This is a genomic window from Gilliamella sp. Fer1-1 (assembly GCF_001690825.1).
GTDB lineage: Bacteria > Pseudomonadota > Gammaproteobacteria > Enterobacterales > Orbaceae > Gilliamella > Gilliamella apicola_C.
Genome location: NZ_LZGX01000104.1, coordinates 58,669 through 75,921 on the forward strand (window position 1 = coordinate 58,669; position 17,253 = coordinate 75,921).

Consider the following 17,253-nt stretch of genomic DNA (forward strand, 5'->3'; position numbering starts at 1 on the left):
AGTTTTGATACACCGAAAAATTATCGGTATATCAATTAGTTAATCATATCGTATTGTTAATTGTTAATTGTCTATTTTGGTGAATTCGAATTAAGCCTAATAATATGGCTCCGACAAGCGCGCCAGTAAAAATACAAGCTACCCATAGAAAAGGTTTATTTACCAATGGAAGTACAAGAAAACCACCATGTGGTGCGGGAACTTGAATATGGCTTAAAAAAGTCAATACCGATGCGATGGCGGACGATAACATCATGACAGGAATGACTCGTAATGGATCTTTAGCCGCAAAAGGAATCGCACCTTCAGTGATGTGTGTAGCACCTAAAATATAGTTTACAATTCCAGCTGCACGCTCTTCCTCAGTAAATGCTTTTCCACGAAATATCGTTGTTGAGAAAGCAATGACAAAAGGTGGCACAATACATGCGGCTGAAACTCCAGCCATAAAGTAAAAGTTACCTTCGCCTAGTAGCATAGTCCCTGTTACATAGGCGGCTTTATTTACTGGACCTCCAAAGTCAAAGGAACACATAGCACCAATGACTATGCCAAGTAAAACAGGATTAGCTGATTGTAATGATTCAAGAAATGATTTCATTGCATGGTTAACTGCTGCAATTGGGTCACCTAATAAGAACATGCCTGCACCAATCACAAAAACACCAATTAACGGCATGATAAAAATAGATTTTAGCCCTTCAAATGAACGAGGAAGTCTATCTAACCATTTTTTGACATATAGCATTAAGTAGCCTGCTGCAAAGCCTGCAATAATGCCACCTAAGAACCCTGCACCTGTAATATTGGCAATCAATCCGCCAACAAAACCTGCCACTAACCCAGGCCTACCTCCAATTGAGTAAGCAATAAAACCCGTAAAGATGGGTACCATAATACCAAATGCTTGCCCGCCTATTTTCATCAACAATGCGGCAAATTGATTATATTGTGCATTTGTCTCATCGGCCGAGTAAATCCCCCATAAAAATGAGAGTGCGATTAATACACCACCTGCGACAACAAAAGGCAGCATATTAGATACACCGCTCATTAGGTGTTTGTAAATTTGGCGACCAATTGACTCTTGTGTCACGGGTTGTTGATTTGAGGGTACCGATTTTTGTGTATTATTGGTAGCTCCGTTACGTAATGGCGCATTGCCTGAAATTATTTGCTCAATAAGCATTACAGCCTTATGAATACCATCTTTTACAGGAACCTCAATAACAGGCAAGCCATTAAAACGATCGGGATTGACATCTTTATCAGCGGCGATAATAACGCCGATAGCGTTCGCTATATCCTCATCTGTAATGGCATTATCTATCCCACCTGCGCCATTGGTTTCTACTTTAATTTCAACGCCTATTTTTTTAGCTGCGGATTTCAAAGCTTCTTCTGCCATATAAGTATGAGCGATACCGGTTGGGCAACCTGTTATAGCTAATATTTTTTTCATAATTATTCCCTCATTTTATTTGGGTAATTTCAATTTGATTCATATAAATATAGATCTTATCTAGCAAACCTAATCCATCTGATTCAGCAACATTCGCCCCCGTTGCCGATGCTTTTTTCATTGATCTTTCAATATTTTCCCTATCAGGCAACCATTCACTAAGAAAGGCTGCTAGTGACGCATCTCCAGCACAAGCGGAGCTGATTAATTTGATCTTTACAGCATTGCAAAACCAAATATGTGTTCCATTCGAAAAATAGAGTCCTTTAGCCCCCATAGTTAATAAAATATTTTGTGCACCTTGTGCGTGAATATTTTCTAATGCGGTAATAATTTGCGATGTCGTTTGGGTTTCAAAACCAAAAATTTCTTTGATTTCATCATCATTGGGTTTAATTAATAAAGGTTTATAAGCGAGTAAATCACTTAATATTGGATGGCTAATATCGAGGATAACTTGAATATTTTTGACTTTACATAGAGTTAAAATAGATAGGTAATATTCGGGTTCAATGTTATTTGGTAAGCTACCGCTAATAACTAAATAACAGTTACTGCTTAGTGATTTTATTAATCCTAGCAATTCTTGTTTTTTATTATCAGGAACAAAAGGGCCTTTACCCACCAATTTATATTCATTTTGCCCATCATTAATAAAAACATTGATACGTGTTATATCATCAATAAAACAAGGCTTTGTTTCAATCTGCATTTTTGTCAATTCATCAACGATATATTTTCCAGAAAATCCGCCAAAAAAACCTAATGCACAAGTCGGTTTTAGAAATTTGTGCAAGACAATTGAAACATTGACCGCTTTACCATTTGGGCTATATTGAGTATGCGATGTGCGGTTGACATAATTAGGATTAAGCCCTTGGCAACGAATATTCATATCAATTGCGGTATTAAGTGTTAATGTATAGATCATCTTCCTAATTCCTCTATAACTTACCGGCACAACCACATGTGGCAATAATTTTCTTGATAATTTCTTTCATTGCCGCTTTAGCTGGTTTCATATAATGGCGAGGGTCATTAGCCTCAGGATATTCAATAAAGTATTGTTTTAAGGCATTTGAAAATGCCATTTTTAATTCGGTTGCAACATTGACTTTACAAATTCCACGTTTAATACATTCACGAACATCTTTATCAGGAACACCTGAAGCGCCATGTAACACGAGTGGAATATCAGTGATTGAGCGAATTTCGGATAGGCGATCAAAATCCAGTTTAGGTTCTGATTTATAAAGACCATGTGCAGTACCAATGGCGATAGCTAGCGAGTCAATTTGGGTTTTTTGTATAAATTCTAGTGCTTGTTTAGGACTGGTATATAAAGCATCTTTTGCATCCACAGCTAAATCATCTTCAACACCACCAAGACGCCCTAATTCAGCTTCAACACTAACATCATAACGGTGAGCATAATCTACTACACGTTTCACAATGGTAATATTTTCTTCAAATTGAAGATGTGAACCATCAATCATGACAGATCGAACACCAGCATTAATTTTATAAGCTATATCATCAAATTCTTCATGATGATCTAAGTGAACAGCTAAAGGGATGTTATGCTTTTTAGATAGCTCATGAGCAATAGCAATAATGTTTTCTGTTCCTGCATAACTATATGTGCCTGGTGTGCCTGCTAAAATAACGGGTGATTGCAATTCAGCGGCAGTTTTAACTACGACCTGTATAGTTTCTAGATTATGAATGTTAAAGGCTGGTACTGCATAGTGTTCTGTTTGTGCTTTTTTTAACATGTTGTGACTTGAAATAATAGACATATGACTTTCCCTTAATAATTTATTTTGACTTAATAGAGCAATTAACTTTCGTTTCGAAATTTATTTTTAATAATTATGCTTTCGAATTGTAAGTTATTCTAGTGGTAATCACGTGAGATAGATCACAAAAATCAATATTACTTTCAAAACGTAACAAAAATTATTTATAAATTTTCATTTTGATGGTTAACATGTATATATGAGATGTGCTTAGATAAAAGACGTAGAAATCATTATTGGTATGATTTATAAGATAAAATGTAATGCGCTAGTTTAATATTGACCAAGCATTGGATTAATTCTATTATCACCAATCTTCATTTTATCTACGGTATAGGAAATAAAATTGGCTAGAGCATCTTCATCCCTATTAAAACGACGACTGCAAATTGCAGAAATTGTTCGTAAACAAGGCGAAGTTAAAGTTGATGAATTATCACAATTGCTTCAGGTATCGAATGTAACTATTCGTCAAGATTTAACTTACTTGGAGCAGCAAGGATATTTAAAGCGCTCTTTTGGTGGAGCAATTTATCTTGCTCAGGATGGAGGGGGAAGTCAGACAAGTGCCATTACACAAAATTATACGCAAAGTTTTAATGATAGCCATGATATTGAATTAGTCAAAACTTGCTTAAGTTATATTAATGATGGTGATACGTTGTTTTTAAGCCATGGTAATTTAATAAGAAAATTGATTCCGTTTTTACATTGCAAAAAATCATTAATACTGATTATGAATGATATTAGTAATGCAAAATTAGCAAAAGAATTTACGGATGCCGAAGTCATTCTTATTGGTGGCGTTTTACTTGAGGGTAATCTTTTACAGGATAACAAGATAATCAATCTTATATTAAATCAATTTCCTGTATCGCATTTTATTCTCGAAATAAGTGCCATCAATATGGGTAATCAATTAATTATTGAAAATTTAGAACAGGTTAAAACTTATCAACAAATAATGAAAAAAGCCGCACACAATATCGCTATTTTACCTCAAAGGCTGATTCATAATAATGATAATAATCTGGGAAAACTCGTTGATCTTGATATGGTTGTGTTATCAAGACCTGCTGTAACAGAGTATCATCAGCAACTCCTGGATGCCAATTTTGAGATACTTATTTCAAATAAATATTGTGTGACTTATCAAAACATACTGGAGAGATAATAATGCATTTGAAAATCTGCACAATTGGTGAGCTACTGGTTGAGTTCTTAGCCAAAGAACAAAATCAACGATTCAATCAAACAGGAGAGTTTATTGGTCCGTTTGTTAGTGGTGCTCCGGCAATATTTGCAGATCAAGTTGCAAAATTAGGTTTTCCCGTTGTCTTTTTTAGTTGTGTTGGTAAAGATGCATTTGGCAAGATGTGTATCAATCGGCTGAAACATGATGGTGTTATTATTGACGGTATCACCATGCATCATAAAGCCAATACTGGTAGTGCTTTTGTCACTTATAAAGATTCTAATGAAAGAGATTTTATTTTTAATATTCCAAATAGCGCATGTGGTTTACTTTCGTTTAATCATGTTAATGAAAGCTTATTAAAAGATTGTAATCATTTACATGTAATGGGCTCATCGCTTTATTCCTTTCGTGTGATTGATGCTATGCGTAAAGCATTAGATATCATCAAAAACAAAGGGGGAACAATTTCATTCGATCCAAACTTACGTAAAGAAATGTTTGATATACCAGAAATGGAGCAATCTTTTGATTACATAATGGAATATACCGATATATTTTTACCCAGTAAAAGCGAAGTTAATTATTTTTCAAATAATAATGATGAAAGTGAACAACAAATAATGATGAGATTGCTTAAAAAAGGGATTAAGCACATTGTGGTAAAAGGCGGTTGTAAAGGCGCTAATTATTATGGGCTTGACGAGCAAGGTTATTTACAAATGTTGCACGTTGATGGGTACACAGTAAACTCCGTTGACCCAACAGGGGCAGGAGATTGTTTTGGTGCCACGTTTGTTAGTTTAATGTTGGCAGGCTATTCAGTCGAAAAAGCATTGCAATATGCAAATGCAAGCGGTGCATTTGCTGTATCTAAAAAAGGTCCTATGGAAGGAACATCTTCATTGACTGAATTAAAGCAGTTCCTTTCTCACACTTTTATTAAATAATAATTAAAAGCAATGAAGTTATCAAAGTATAGGCAAAAAAAAATCCCAATAACAAAGTTATTGGGAAAACATAAGGAATAGGAAAACAATGAAATAAATGCATTGTCGGGATACATTATGCCTTTATTTTTTAAAAATGTCTGTAAAGTTATGCGAATGATTGCTTAAATAGTTGGTGCCTATTACGTTAAATAATCGTAAAGATAGGCTCTAATTGCCTTTGTCAGAAATTAATATTTAATTTAGCTATAAAAAGAGCTCTAATAATGAGTTTAGAAATAGTTTTCCATGTTCAGTTATTTGCCAATTTTGTTCGTCTTCAATTAAATAGCCTTTTTCAATGGCCATAGTTATTTGTTTCTCAACTATCTGTAATGATAAATGAGTCCGTTGTTCAAATTCGTATTTTGGCACTGGCTCAAATAGCCGAAATCGATTCATAAAAAACTCAAAAGGTAACTCTTGTTTTGGAACTTCATAATATTTATCCAAATAACGCCCTTCTAAATAACCTTTTGGATGGCGAGTTTTTACTGTACGAATAATTTTACCATCAGATTGGGTTAATTTGCCATGGGCGCCACAGCCAATCCCCAAATAGTCCCCAAATCGCCAATAATTTAAATTATGTTCGCATTGAAAACCTTTTTTAGCATAAGCAGAGGTTTCATATTGCTGGTAACCGTGTTTAGTTAATAATTGATGACCTTGTTGGTAAATTTCCCAAAGTTTATCGTCATCTGGTAAAACAGGCGGTTTTGAACTAAATAATGTATTGGGTTCAATGGTTAATTGATACCAAGATAAATGAGGTGGATCAATAGCAATAGCTTGTTTTAAATCATATATAGCATCATCAATACATTGACTTGGTAACCCATGCATTAAATCTAAATTAAAACTTCTTAAATTTAATGTTTGGGCTAATTTTCCTGCTGTGAATGCTTCTTTGGGATTATGTATTCTCCCTAATTTTACAAGCTTATCGGCTTGAAAGCTTTGTACACCAATGGATATTCGATTGATACCAGCTTGTTGATAACCATTAAACCTTTCTATATCAATAGAATTTGGATTGGCTTCAATAGTAATTTCAGCATCATTATCTACGGGAATGATCTTATTTATATTTGATAATAATTTATCAATGAGTTCAGCAGAAAACAGACTTGGAGTGCCACCACCAATAAAGATCGAATGAATTAAGCGGTTTGAGCACAAAACAGCATCATGTTGTAAATCTTTAATTAAATGTTCTATATAAGCTTCATAATTGGGGGCTTTTTTTATCGTATGCGAATTAAAATCACAATAAGGACATTTTTGTACGCACCATGGCATATGAATATACAAACTCATTGGAATTTTATACATAAACGCTGTCTTTCCTGAAACTTTTTGACAACAATAACCAGTATGTTGTTCTATTTTTTATAGTGTGGCATTTTACTTCAAAAAAGTAAAAAAAGCTTTTGGCATCTATTGTATTTTTATTATTAACTTAAAAAGCGTACAATTATTAATAATTTTCGATATTAACTATTGTTAAAATTTGTTATTTAGGAGTAAGTATGAATATTTATAAAGATATTTTAGAAAATAGCTTATCAGGGGTCTCGCTAAGCTCATCGGTTAAGCAATTAACTTATGGCGAACTCCCTACTTTGGTGATTAACCATAAAACTTGTTGTGCAGCGGTGACATTACAAGGTGCACACTTGTTATTTTGGCAACCAATTAATGAGCAAACTCCTGTTATTTGGTTGAGCAACAAAACAAACTTTAAAAAAGGCGTGGCTATTCGCGGTGGTGTACCTGTTTGCTGGCCTTGGTTCGGTCAATCAGGAACGCCGTCTCACGGTTTTGCTCGTATTGTTGAATGGAATTTAGACTCTTGCACTGAAGATGAGCATGGTGTCGATCTCATTCTATCTCTCGTCAATAATCAACAGACAGCGCCTTATTGCAACAAACCTTTCACTGTATCATTAAACCTTCATTTAGGTAAGACCTGTGAAGTTGTTTTAAGTTGTTCTGGTGATTTTGATGTAACTAGCGCACTACATACTTATTTTGGTATCAATAATATTGAAGACGTTGTTGTCAAAGGACTAGGTGAAACCTATCAAGATCGATTAGCCGTTGAAAATAAACCTGCAAAAATAGGGCAATTGACTTTTAACCAAGAGGTTGATCGTATTTATACTAATGCTAGTGACCAAATAACTATCACAAATGGCATTCGAACAGTTCGATTAACTAATACTAATGTAAGTGATGTAGTAACATGGAATCCATGGGTAAATAAAGCTAAAACAATGAGTGACTTTGGTGATGACGAATATAAATCTATGGTTTGTGTCGAATCTGGTTGCATTACAACGCCATTGAAATTATCACCAAATAAAAAATCGACTTATGGTTTTAAAATAGAATTGATTTAAAAATTCACACTATACACGATAAGCACAACCAATGTTTTGCTCGATTGTAATATGATTATTTGATTGCGTTTATTGGGATAACACTCTATAATCTTGTGCACTTTATTAAAGTGCAAGTTTGATAGCCAACTACTGGGTCGCCTGTAATTGGTTTTATTTTAAATCATTAAGAGAAATAAATATGTTTACATTTAAAGCTGAAGTTAGAAAAGAGCATGGTAAGGGTGCGAGCCGCCGCCTGCGTCACGCTGGTAAATTCCCAGCCATTATTTATGGCGGTACTGAACCTGCAATCTCTGTGGTACTTGATCACAACCAAATTTTTAATATGCAAGAAAAACCAGAATTTTATTCTGAAGTATTGACTATTGAAGTTGACGGAAAAGCAACTAAAGTAAAAGTACAAGCAGTACAACGTCATGCGTTTAAACCAAAATTAGTTCATATGGATTTTGTTCGCGCATAATTTATTGATTGGAAAATTATCCAATTACTTGTTTTAAACAAAGGGTCACCGTGATGGTGACCTTTTTGTTTTCGAATCAATAAAGGCTAATGCCTATTGTTATGATTTATCCTGTACACTGACTACCCAACATAATAGAATGATTACATTATATCATCGTAGGAGAGAACCATGTCTGATATCCCAGCTTGCGATTTAGTTATTTTTGGTGCTAAAGGGGATTTGACAAGACGTAAATTACTACCGTCTTTATACCAATTAGAAAAATATGGAAAACTACCTGAACAAACCAAGATTTTAGGTGTAGGACGTGCTGATTGGGATCACGCTGCTTATTGTGAGGTAGCAAAAGATGCCCTAACCTCATTTATGCCAGAGCCATTAGACGATAGTATTTGGCAACGATTCAGCCAACGATTAAACTTTCATAAACTAGATGTTAATGATCGCGCTGGATTTGAAACACTGAAAAATAAACTTGATTCAAACAACCCTGCTATTTTTTATTTTGCAATGCATCCAGGGGCTTTTGGTACTATTTGCCAAGGCTTAGCTGCTGCGGGATTAAACCAATTACAAAATAGAATTGTAATGGAAAAACCGCTTGGAACCGATCTAAAATCATCTCGCGAAATTAATGATTCAGTGGCTAAATTCTTTAATGAATCGCAAGTTTATCGTATTGATCACTACTTAGGTAAGGAATCTGTATTAAACCTATTAGCTTTACGCTTTGCAAATACGGTGTTTGCGTCATTTTGGGATCGTAATTCTATTGATCATGTCGAAATTACTGTGGCTGAACAAGTTGGTATTGAAGGCCGCTGGGGATATTTTGACAAAGCAGGGCAAATGCGCGACATGGTACAAAATCATTTATTACAAATCTTAACGATGATTGCAATGTCACCACCAGCAAATCTTGAAGATGATAGTCTACGTAATGAAAAAATAGCCGTACTTAATGCGCTTAGACCAATTGATAAAACGAATATTCGTGAAAAAGTAGTTCGGGGTCAATATACAGCAGGCTTTGTTAATGGCGTTAATGTCCCAGGTTATTTAGAAGAAGATGGCGCAAATCAAAAAAGCAATACCGAGACATTTGTTGCCATTCGCGTTGACATTGATAACTGGCGTTGGGCAGGTGTTCCTTTTTATTTACGCACAGGCAAACGCTTACCAAGTAAATGTTCTGAAGTTGTTGTCTATTTCAAACCGTTACCGCTTAACCTTTTTAGTGAATCTTATCCAGAATTACCACAAAATAAATTGACTATTCGTCTACAACCTGATGAAGGTATGGATATTGAGATTCTAAATAAAGTACCAGGTTTAGACAGCACTCACAATTTACAAACGACTAAACTTGATTTAAGTTTTAGCGAAACTTTTCATCAACAAAGTGCTGATGCCTATGAGCGTTTACTACTTGAAGTTATGCGTGGTCGCCAAGCATTATTTGTTCATCGTGATGAAGTTGAGGCTGCATGGAAATGGGTCGATTCAATTGTTAGAGCGTGGGAGTTAGACAATGAACAGCCAAAAACTTACCAAGCTGGAACTTGGGGACCTGTAGCATCAGTTGCATTAATTACTAAAGATGGGCATTCATGGCACGAATTCTAATAAAGGAAAATAAAATATGTTTACGTTAAATAAATATGAGAATAATCAGTTATTGATTGAAGATTTAACCTCACATATAGTCAACAAGTTAAAACAGGCGATTGAACAAAAAGGCCATGCTTCCATTGCTGTTTCAGGGGGTAAAACACCAATTCCACTTTTTGCTTTACTCAGCCAACAAGATATGGAGTGGAGCCGAGTTTTTATTACGTTAGTTGATGATAGATGGGTGGATAATACTGATGATGCCAGTAACGAAAAGCTTGTAATAGCTCATTTATTACAAAACAATGCAAAAGTGGCTAATTTTGTTGGCTTGAAGAATAATTGTGATAATCCATTTAATGGAGCAGAAATTACTGAAAAGATGCTAGATAAAATTCCAATGCCATTTGATGTAATAATTTTAGGCATGGGAGAAGATGGACACACTGCTTCATTATTTCCTGGTGCAGCTAATTTGGCAACGGGTTTAGATATGAAATCCGGTCGAAAAGTTGTGGGTATGACACCATTAACCGCGCCACTTGATCGTATAACATTAACACTGCCAACTATTTTAAATAGTAAAAACATATACTTGCATTTAGTAGGAGAAAGCAAAATGCATGTGTTAGAACAAGCTGAAAAAGGTAATGATGTTAACCAAATGCCGATTCGTGCTATCTTGCAACAAGATAAAGTTAATGTCACTGCTTTTTGGGCTGCATCTTAAGTTTTTTACAGTTTTGTTTATCGACTTGCAGCGGTAATGAATTTTTACGATAAATTTTGCTTCCAAAGCACTGGATCAGTGGTGCTTTGGCCTTACCAATTAATCCCCTGAATACTCTTTTATTGGCTTTTCAGCTTGTTTTACTGTTTTTCTTTTTTTGGGATCTCTTAAATTGACTGTAACTATCGCACTGAGGTACTCGATTTATATCTATTTAATAATCTAGAACAAGCAAGAAAGGTAACCGAAGAATAGCTAACCATTTATAACACCGAAAGACCGCATGAGGCACTAAATAACATGACACCGATTGAATACAAAACACTAAAACAAGCAGCATGATTTTCTACGTGAGTTATGTACTAAGTTTGGGGTATTTACATTTACAGTACAAGGCAAGCCCCAAAACAAAGTGCATAAGTTTTAAAATAAACTTCATTTTTCCAGTTAATTTTCTACCTGATTTAGCTTGTTATCTATTTTTTCTATTTGTTGTTTTATTTGTTCCGTTAAACAACGGGTAATTTTATGGGTAAAGGTGGTCGCTTCATTATGGTAAACTGGTGGCGGTATCATTAAACAAGCTTTATTAATTTGCTTATCTATTACCTCAATAGAATCTTTGGGCTCGTTTTTTTTTGCTTGAAGTAATGCTAATTTTTTAACTAAAAGGTCATGATAATAGTTGTAAGATTCTATATTGCAAGTCGTATTATATTCATCTTGATAACAAGTTCTAAGTTTATCCGTTTCAAAATTTGATGGTTCAGATTTATCGGGCACTTCAAATTGATCTGGATAAATAATACGATATTTATAACCATCATCAAATAAAAATTCTTTAAGCTTAAATTGCAAATTTTCTTTATCAATTTGATAATGTTTCCAAAATACTGGCTGAATATAGCTACCAAAGTCTTTTACTAATAAGATATAAATATTTCCATTAGGATTAATATAATAATATTGATTACTTAACCAATAATAACTGATGACGTCATAATAAATATTTGCTAATGTAATTGTATCTTTAATATTCCCTTGATAAGTAAGTGATAAATTCAGTGCATTAACTGGATAACTATTATCATTAATTGTTCTATTAAACTCTTTTTTATTAATAATTAGCTTCAGCTCACCGTTATCGTATATATCAATATTCTTATTAACAACCTCATATAAATTATTAAAATAAGGAGCAATTTGGTTTATTGGGCAACTTTCCCTATTTTTTTCTCTTTCATTATTAGTAAGTTGCCAAAAATCATGTATTTTTTGACAATCTTTTTCCAATTGTCCCATACCTATAGATTCAATAATGGGCACACCTTTGTAACCATCAGCAACATCAAATTGCTTGCTGTACACATATGAACTAAATGCCAGTAAAATCAACGAAAAATATAATGAAAACTTCATCACTTAACCCTTTATAATTAATGATATTATTTAATTTTATTGAAAAAACCAGAACGGCTCATTTGGTATTTAATTTCCTTAGTCTGAATATCATTTTTTTTAGGATCTTCATCGAATTCAAAAAGGTTTTGTTGTTGATGTTGTTTTATCAAGATCTTTCCATTTGTTTTTATAACAAAATCATTCCAGTAAGATATTTCGCCATTTTGTATTTTATAAAGCACTATGGCATCAATTAGATTATTTTGAGCATCAAAACTATTCAACTGAAAAGTAAAAACATTAGCATCATTCTCGCCAATAGCCATATAAATAATTCCCTTATATAAAATACCTTCATAATAAAAATAAATATGTGGAAAATAGAATGCACTTTTAGCTAAATATTCAAATAGTTTAGGTTTAAATGAAAATTCTTTATTAGAGAATCTTAATGGAAAAGGCATATTAGGGGATAGCTTTATACCGAAATCACTCCAATAATAGTATTTTTCTAATTCCTTAGAAGAATAAGGCAATTTTATTTTCTGATAATAATGTAAATCATTTTTTTCATTTACAGAAAATACAGCATTTATATTGGAGAACATTAATAGGAAGATAATTATAAAACTATTTAAAAATTTCATTATTTAATTTCCTTGATTTTTTCTTCTTTTGATATATAGCTAATACTTTTTCAAATTTAGATAGTTTATAATTTTTTACAATATAATAGTCAAATTAGTCATTATTTGAGGCCGCCTTAAACACATGAAATACGAAATTTTTATGTATTCTGCTTTTAGCTTACACAAATAAAAAAATACCTATATGAGAAACTGTGAAACTAGCAATTAGCGATTGGTATGTCCACACAGAGTTATGTAAAATATTGAGCATCAATATAGGCTAGTAAAAGTGATGAAGAAAGCACCTTATTATTCTAATTTATATTTAGTCACATTCATTATTCAAAGTTAATATTACCTTTATCATCAATAAAATAATAACTTACCTTATGTTGTTCAGTCATAAGCTTGTTTGTTTCTATATCAATGCAATATTCTGATTCTATTATTTCAAATTTCTTATTTTTATAAATACGTGTTTTTTTATTGATTGAGCATTCTGCTTGTGCACCATCCACAACAATCATTTTGCTAATCAGTTGATTACTCTTATCAAAAATCTGTAACTCAAGGGTTGGAAGGTTATAATATGAATCTTGATCATTATGATCCCAATAAGCGAAAAGGAACACATTTAGATTGCTATCAAGTGGAAGCTTTTTAAATAATATAGCTTTACCTGTGTAAGGTTTTCTATGCTCAACCATACTTAATAAAGGCGTATTAGGGTCAAAAAGTGCGTTTAGTGAGTTTTTTTTATCATAAACTTGATTATTATCAGCAAAAAAGTCTTTTAAAGAATGATAGGACGATGTTTTTTTTGAATATCCCTTAAATTCATAAAGAATATTATTGGGATCTTTATTTTTATCTTCTGCGAAAGAAAATAACGAAATCAATAAAATGCATATAGGAAAGAATTTAAATCTAATCATTTTTAATCCTGTACATTTATAATTAAGTTAAAATCAAAACCACATATATGTAAATGATGGTGATGTCTATATCCATTTGGCGGATCTTTTTTCATATGTTTTGTATATTTTAGCAATGTATTGGCGTGTTTTTTATAGGTGAAATACTCCGAATACATTAATGACGTTCTAGCCCAACCAAACTTATATAATGCAGTATTAAATTCTTCTTGTTTGTTAAAATCGAAAAGTGAATCAGTTAATTCAATTCTTTCTCCATTTCGATTTTCTGATATATACCTTAAATCTCCTGCAACTCCATTTATATGAGATTTACTCTGAACAGATTTTGCATCATAAGTGCTAAATCCATTAAATCCTAAATAATCAGCATTTAGTTCTAACATAGCACCAAGCAACCCTGCAAAACAGTCAGGATTTATATACCGCCTATGACTATCGCTATTAAATGTTGCAAATTTTGCTTTAACATTCCCATCGGATGAAATATAACCCTTTTCAAACTCCTTAACATTAATTAATTCCACATTATATGCTTGTGGAATATTTCCTCTCCCCATAGCCTTAGTCACATGAATAGTAAAAATACCCAACTCATGTATCTTTTTATTCTTATCATGATAAACGTATTTATATTTTTGTTCATAACCTTTTAGATAATTCACCTATCGAGGCTTTTTCTTCTACGCTACTAAATCCTGACCAATGCTATCCTTAATCATTGTGACATTTTACGATTCCTTGTCTATCACGTTTTTTACACGAAATCGATTCCAATAGCTTAAAATGCCCACTATTATCTATTTTATAATGCCTCCATTTTTCAATATCATGCGTTGAGTCACTACCAACATAATTTAGTAACCAAATATTCTTAAAATCTTCATCAATATAGTAATACTGTACAAAAGCTGCCGATTCTAAAATTCTCCGTTTATAAATGGATAATCTATCAATTAATTTATTATCTTTTTCAATATTTAAATATATTTCGAAATCAAACTCTTCGTGCTGTTTTTTAGTTAAATTGTATTGATATTCTCCTTTTTGATATATCACTTTCTTTTTGTCAAATAAAGTTTCACTAATTTCACTAAAATAAAGACCTAATTCGTTCAAATCACACTCATTATAAAAGTATGAATTATAATAAGAACCATCATCAGGGAAATCACACTTCTTATTCATATCATCTACAATTTTTTTATTAGTCAACATTGGATGGCCAAACCAACTAAATTCACGTTTTGGTATCTTATAATTAAATCCTCTATAGGTTACAGGTGATCCGTTATTTTTTTCTATATGCTTCGAAAATGTTATCAAGTAACCTGACTTGGTCAAAAAAACAAAATAATTGTCGATCCTTATTAAATCAGTCAAACCTTCTTCCAAGCATAAATCATCTTTGTCATTATTAGGAAGTTTTATTGCTTCAAATTGATATCTTAAAGGGATTTTTTCCGCTGAAAAAATTTTTTTATACTCCTCTACTTTTTCTGGAGTTTTCCAATAAGATAAAGGGGAAGTCATCTTTGTTGTTGTCTCATATGGAATAAAACAAATTGTATCGACTATAACTTGTCCATCAATTAATATGAGTTTAATTTTCGAAAATCTTTCTATTAAACTTTCTCTTTCAGAATCGGATCCTCCCCCAGAAACAGAATTTTTTGAAACTTTATAAAAATCCCAAATATCCGGAGATTCATTTGAATGTACATTTCCTATAGAAAACATAAAAAATAAAATCAAAGTTAAACAATTTTTTTTCATTTCACATTATCCTGCTAATTTAAATTTTCGAATTATTCAATTACTTTAATTGCATTAAAATCAAAATTTTCTGTATGCAAATGACTATTATGTAACGGTCCACCATTTACTACTCCTGCTATCCCACTAAATGAGTTATAAATTTCTTTTCCTATTCGAAACGTTCGAAAATGAAATTTAGCTAAAGCATTAACAAATGCTTTATCTTTTTCCCAATCTGATAAATTTCTATCTTTTTTAATGTATTTTGTGTCAATACTTTGACCATTTATGTGTAAAGCGCTAGGAAAACATGAACCTTGCTCATAAGCGCTACCTGTCACAGTGATATTTTCCTTTATTTCAGCTAATGCACCTATAAAACCGGCTAGAATATCTGAGTTAGTATATTTTCGATAAGTTTCTTTAAGTTCATATTTAATAACTACTCCATTGCTTTCATAGTTAATACTATCTGGCATTCTAACCAATTGCGCTTCTTCTTGCTGTTTTTTATAAAGCCGCCATACAATTCCATCTCGGTCATGTGTTCCGTATTCAGCTATATCACCATTAGCCATAGTGAGTCTTTCATAAATACTTATACCTTTTTCTTTTTTTATCCATTCATGAATATCACCATTTTCATATTTAGCTTTAGCTACTATATAACCATCGCTTACATTAGTTTTAGTTTCCGAAACCCTTCCATGATCGGGATATTTAAATGTTCCTCTAGGTTTTTTCTCAAATTTTTTCTTATTAATCGTATGCCAACCGACTATACATATTTCATGTTCACTATTATTTTTATCATGATAAACATATTTATATTTTTGCTCATAACCTTCGAGTATTTCTTGTGGTATATGTTTTTCAATGTTTCCATCATGATAAATATGATAAGTAACTATGCCTATTGATTTGATGTTGAAATACCCTACCATCGCCACGGGATGAATAAACCACGCCCTACCATCAGCACTAAGCGTAGCAGGTGGGGCTGAGTCTGTTGGGGTGGTTGTGGTATTGGTTGTCTCGCCATTTTCTGGAGGCGTGTTTTTGGGTTGATTCAACTTAGCTAAGCCTTTAGCAACATCATTCCACCATAACATTTTCTTGATTTTCTCTTTGGTTTTGTCCCAAGCCATGACTTTTTGTTCTAGCTTTTGTATTTGTGTATAAATTTCAAGTTGTTCTTTGCTCAACTTTTCCTGTGGGTTACTTTTATAATCTTCTGGGAACCTTTCAATTTTTCTGCTTAACGCTTCAAAACCTTTTTTTTCTGACTGTTGTTTGCTTGTTTCTAGCGTGTTGATATATGCATCCAGTTTTGCTTCGTCGCCTTCCGTTAAATAATCCAATATATTGTTGGCATTTTCTGTCATTTCACTATTTAACGCTTCCCATTTTGGCAATTTGCCTTCCGAATCCAGTTTGCCATACCATTCACTTTCATAATGGATTAACAGGCGACCCAGTGATGAGGCTAATATTGGCTTATTAATTATCCCGTTAAAGCTATTAATATCTATCTTCGCATATTTCTGATCGCTAGAATTGTATTGCTTGTCTAATATTGTTAATGTCTCTTTTATTGTTGGCGTGTATTGTTCAAGTGATGCATTATCCTTATTTCTGCTTAAGGTTTTTTTAGCACTCAGATAAATGTCTTTCAGGCTAGCATTTTCTTTAATTTGCTTAAAATCAAACCAATCCCAGCAACTCACTTTCTTCACACCTTCGCTTTCGGTTGATAGCCAACCAGGCGACATAGTGATATTTTTATCATCAAGGGCTTTTTCTATGTATATCCATAAGGTATCTTGCTCATCCACCGCTCGATGCTGGCGTGTTTTCACGTTATTATCAC

The 17,253-nt window shown here is 32.9% G+C and carries 15 protein-coding genes and 2 pseudogenes; 7 read left to right on the forward strand and 10 right to left on the reverse strand.

Going from position 1 to position 17,253, the window contains the following annotated elements:
* Positions 1-43: 43 nt before the first annotated feature.
* Genes A9G28_RS11385 through A9G28_RS11395 form a run of 3 tightly spaced genes read right to left on the reverse strand, consistent with a single transcriptional unit; the run spans position 44 to position 3,261 of the window.
* Entirely contained in the window at positions 44-1,462 is a 1,419-nt protein-coding gene (locus tag A9G28_RS11385; protein ID WP_065580735.1) for a PTS fructose transporter subunit IIC, read from the reverse strand.
* 10 nt (positions 1,463-1,472) lie between these two features.
* Positions 1,473-2,393: a 1-phosphofructokinase family hexose kinase gene (locus A9G28_RS11390; RefSeq protein ID WP_065567992.1), complete on the reverse strand. Its 921-nt coding sequence runs from the start codon at positions 2,391-2,393 to the stop codon at positions 1,473-1,475.
* A 13-nt stretch (positions 2,394-2,406) separates the two neighbouring features.
* Positions 2,407-3,261 carry a tagatose bisphosphate family class II aldolase gene (locus A9G28_RS11395; protein ID WP_065580736.1) on the reverse strand — a complete coding sequence of 285 codons (855 nt, stop codon included), beginning with the start codon at positions 3,259-3,261 and terminating at the stop codon, positions 2,407-2,409.
* A 346-nt stretch (positions 3,262-3,607) separates the two neighbouring features.
* Between A9G28_RS11395 and A9G28_RS11400 the strand changes: the two genes are divergently transcribed.
* Together A9G28_RS11400 and A9G28_RS11405 are read left to right on the forward strand one after the other, a co-directional pair.
* A complete protein-coding gene (locus A9G28_RS11400; RefSeq protein ID WP_065567994.1) occupies positions 3,608-4,435 on the forward strand; it encodes a DeoR/GlpR family DNA-binding transcription regulator in 828 nt (275 codons plus the stop codon).
* Positions 4,436-4,437: 2 nt separating this feature from the next.
* Positions 4,438-5,406, forward strand: coding sequence for a sugar kinase (locus tag A9G28_RS11405; protein WP_065567995.1), 969 nt, complete (start codon positions 4,438-4,440; stop codon positions 5,404-5,406).
* Positions 5,407-5,652: 246 nt separating this feature from the next.
* Here the strand turns inward: A9G28_RS11405 and hemW are convergent, their stop codons facing one another.
* Positions 5,653-6,780: a radical SAM family heme chaperone HemW gene (gene hemW / locus A9G28_RS11410; RefSeq protein WP_065580737.1), complete on the reverse strand. Its 1,128-nt coding sequence runs from the start codon at positions 6,778-6,780 to the stop codon at positions 5,653-5,655.
* 197 nt (positions 6,781-6,977) lie between these two features.
* Here hemW and A9G28_RS11415 point away from each other — a divergent pair, with 197 nt between their 5' ends.
* The 5 genes and pseudogenes from A9G28_RS11415 to A9G28_RS13900 form a co-directional block, all read left to right on the forward strand.
* A complete protein-coding gene (locus A9G28_RS11415) occupies positions 6,978-7,850 on the forward strand; it encodes a D-hexose-6-phosphate mutarotase (RefSeq protein WP_065580738.1) in 873 nt (290 codons plus the stop codon).
* 181 nt (positions 7,851-8,031) lie between these two features.
* Positions 8,032-8,316: a 50S ribosomal protein L25 gene (rplY, locus tag A9G28_RS11420; protein WP_065567998.1), complete on the forward strand. Its 285-nt coding sequence runs from the start codon at positions 8,032-8,034 to the stop codon at positions 8,314-8,316.
* A 171-nt stretch (positions 8,317-8,487) separates the two neighbouring features.
* Positions 8,488-9,945 carry a glucose-6-phosphate dehydrogenase gene (gene zwf / locus A9G28_RS11425; protein ID WP_065567999.1) on the forward strand — a complete coding sequence of 486 codons (1,458 nt, stop codon included), beginning with the start codon at positions 8,488-8,490 and terminating at the stop codon, positions 9,943-9,945.
* 16 nt (positions 9,946-9,961) lie between these two features.
* Positions 9,962-10,660 carry a 6-phosphogluconolactonase gene (pgl, locus tag A9G28_RS11430; protein WP_065580739.1) on the forward strand — a complete coding sequence of 233 codons (699 nt, stop codon included), beginning with the start codon at positions 9,962-9,964 and terminating at the stop codon, positions 10,658-10,660.
* A 183-nt stretch (positions 10,661-10,843) separates the two neighbouring features.
* A pseudogene (locus A9G28_RS13900) lies at positions 10,844-11,002 on the forward strand (integrase core domain-containing protein); the annotation flags it as partial.
* Positions 11,003-11,107: 105 nt separating this feature from the next.
* Here A9G28_RS13900 and A9G28_RS11435 read toward each other — a convergent pair.
* From A9G28_RS11435 to A9G28_RS13660, 6 genes and pseudogenes are all read right to left on the reverse strand, one after another.
* Positions 11,108-12,079, reverse strand: a complete 972-nt coding sequence (locus A9G28_RS11435; protein WP_065580740.1) for a hypothetical protein — start codon at positions 12,077-12,079, stop codon at positions 11,108-11,110.
* A 26-nt stretch (positions 12,080-12,105) separates the two neighbouring features.
* Positions 12,106-12,708 carry a hypothetical protein gene (locus tag A9G28_RS11440; RefSeq protein ID WP_065580741.1) on the reverse strand — a complete coding sequence of 201 codons (603 nt, stop codon included), beginning with the start codon at positions 12,706-12,708 and terminating at the stop codon, positions 12,106-12,108.
* 320 nt (positions 12,709-13,028) lie between these two features.
* The gene (locus tag A9G28_RS11445; protein WP_065580742.1) at positions 13,029-13,625 is read right to left on the reverse strand and encodes a hypothetical protein; all 597 of its coding nucleotides are present in this window, start codon (positions 13,623-13,625) and stop codon (positions 13,029-13,031) included.
* A gap of 2 nt (positions 13,626-13,627) precedes the next feature.
* Positions 13,628-14,290 carry a hypothetical protein gene (locus A9G28_RS11450; RefSeq protein WP_065580743.1) on the reverse strand — a complete coding sequence of 221 codons (663 nt, stop codon included), beginning with the start codon at positions 14,288-14,290 and terminating at the stop codon, positions 13,628-13,630.
* A gap of 49 nt (positions 14,291-14,339) precedes the next feature.
* Positions 14,340-15,401 (reverse strand): hypothetical protein, encoded by a 1,062-nt coding sequence (locus tag A9G28_RS11455; protein ID WP_065580744.1) that lies wholly within the window; start codon positions 15,399-15,401, stop codon positions 14,340-14,342.
* Between the two features lie 32 nt (positions 15,402-15,433).
* Positions 15,434-17,253, reverse strand: a pseudogene (locus tag A9G28_RS13660) (hypothetical protein); the annotation flags it as partial.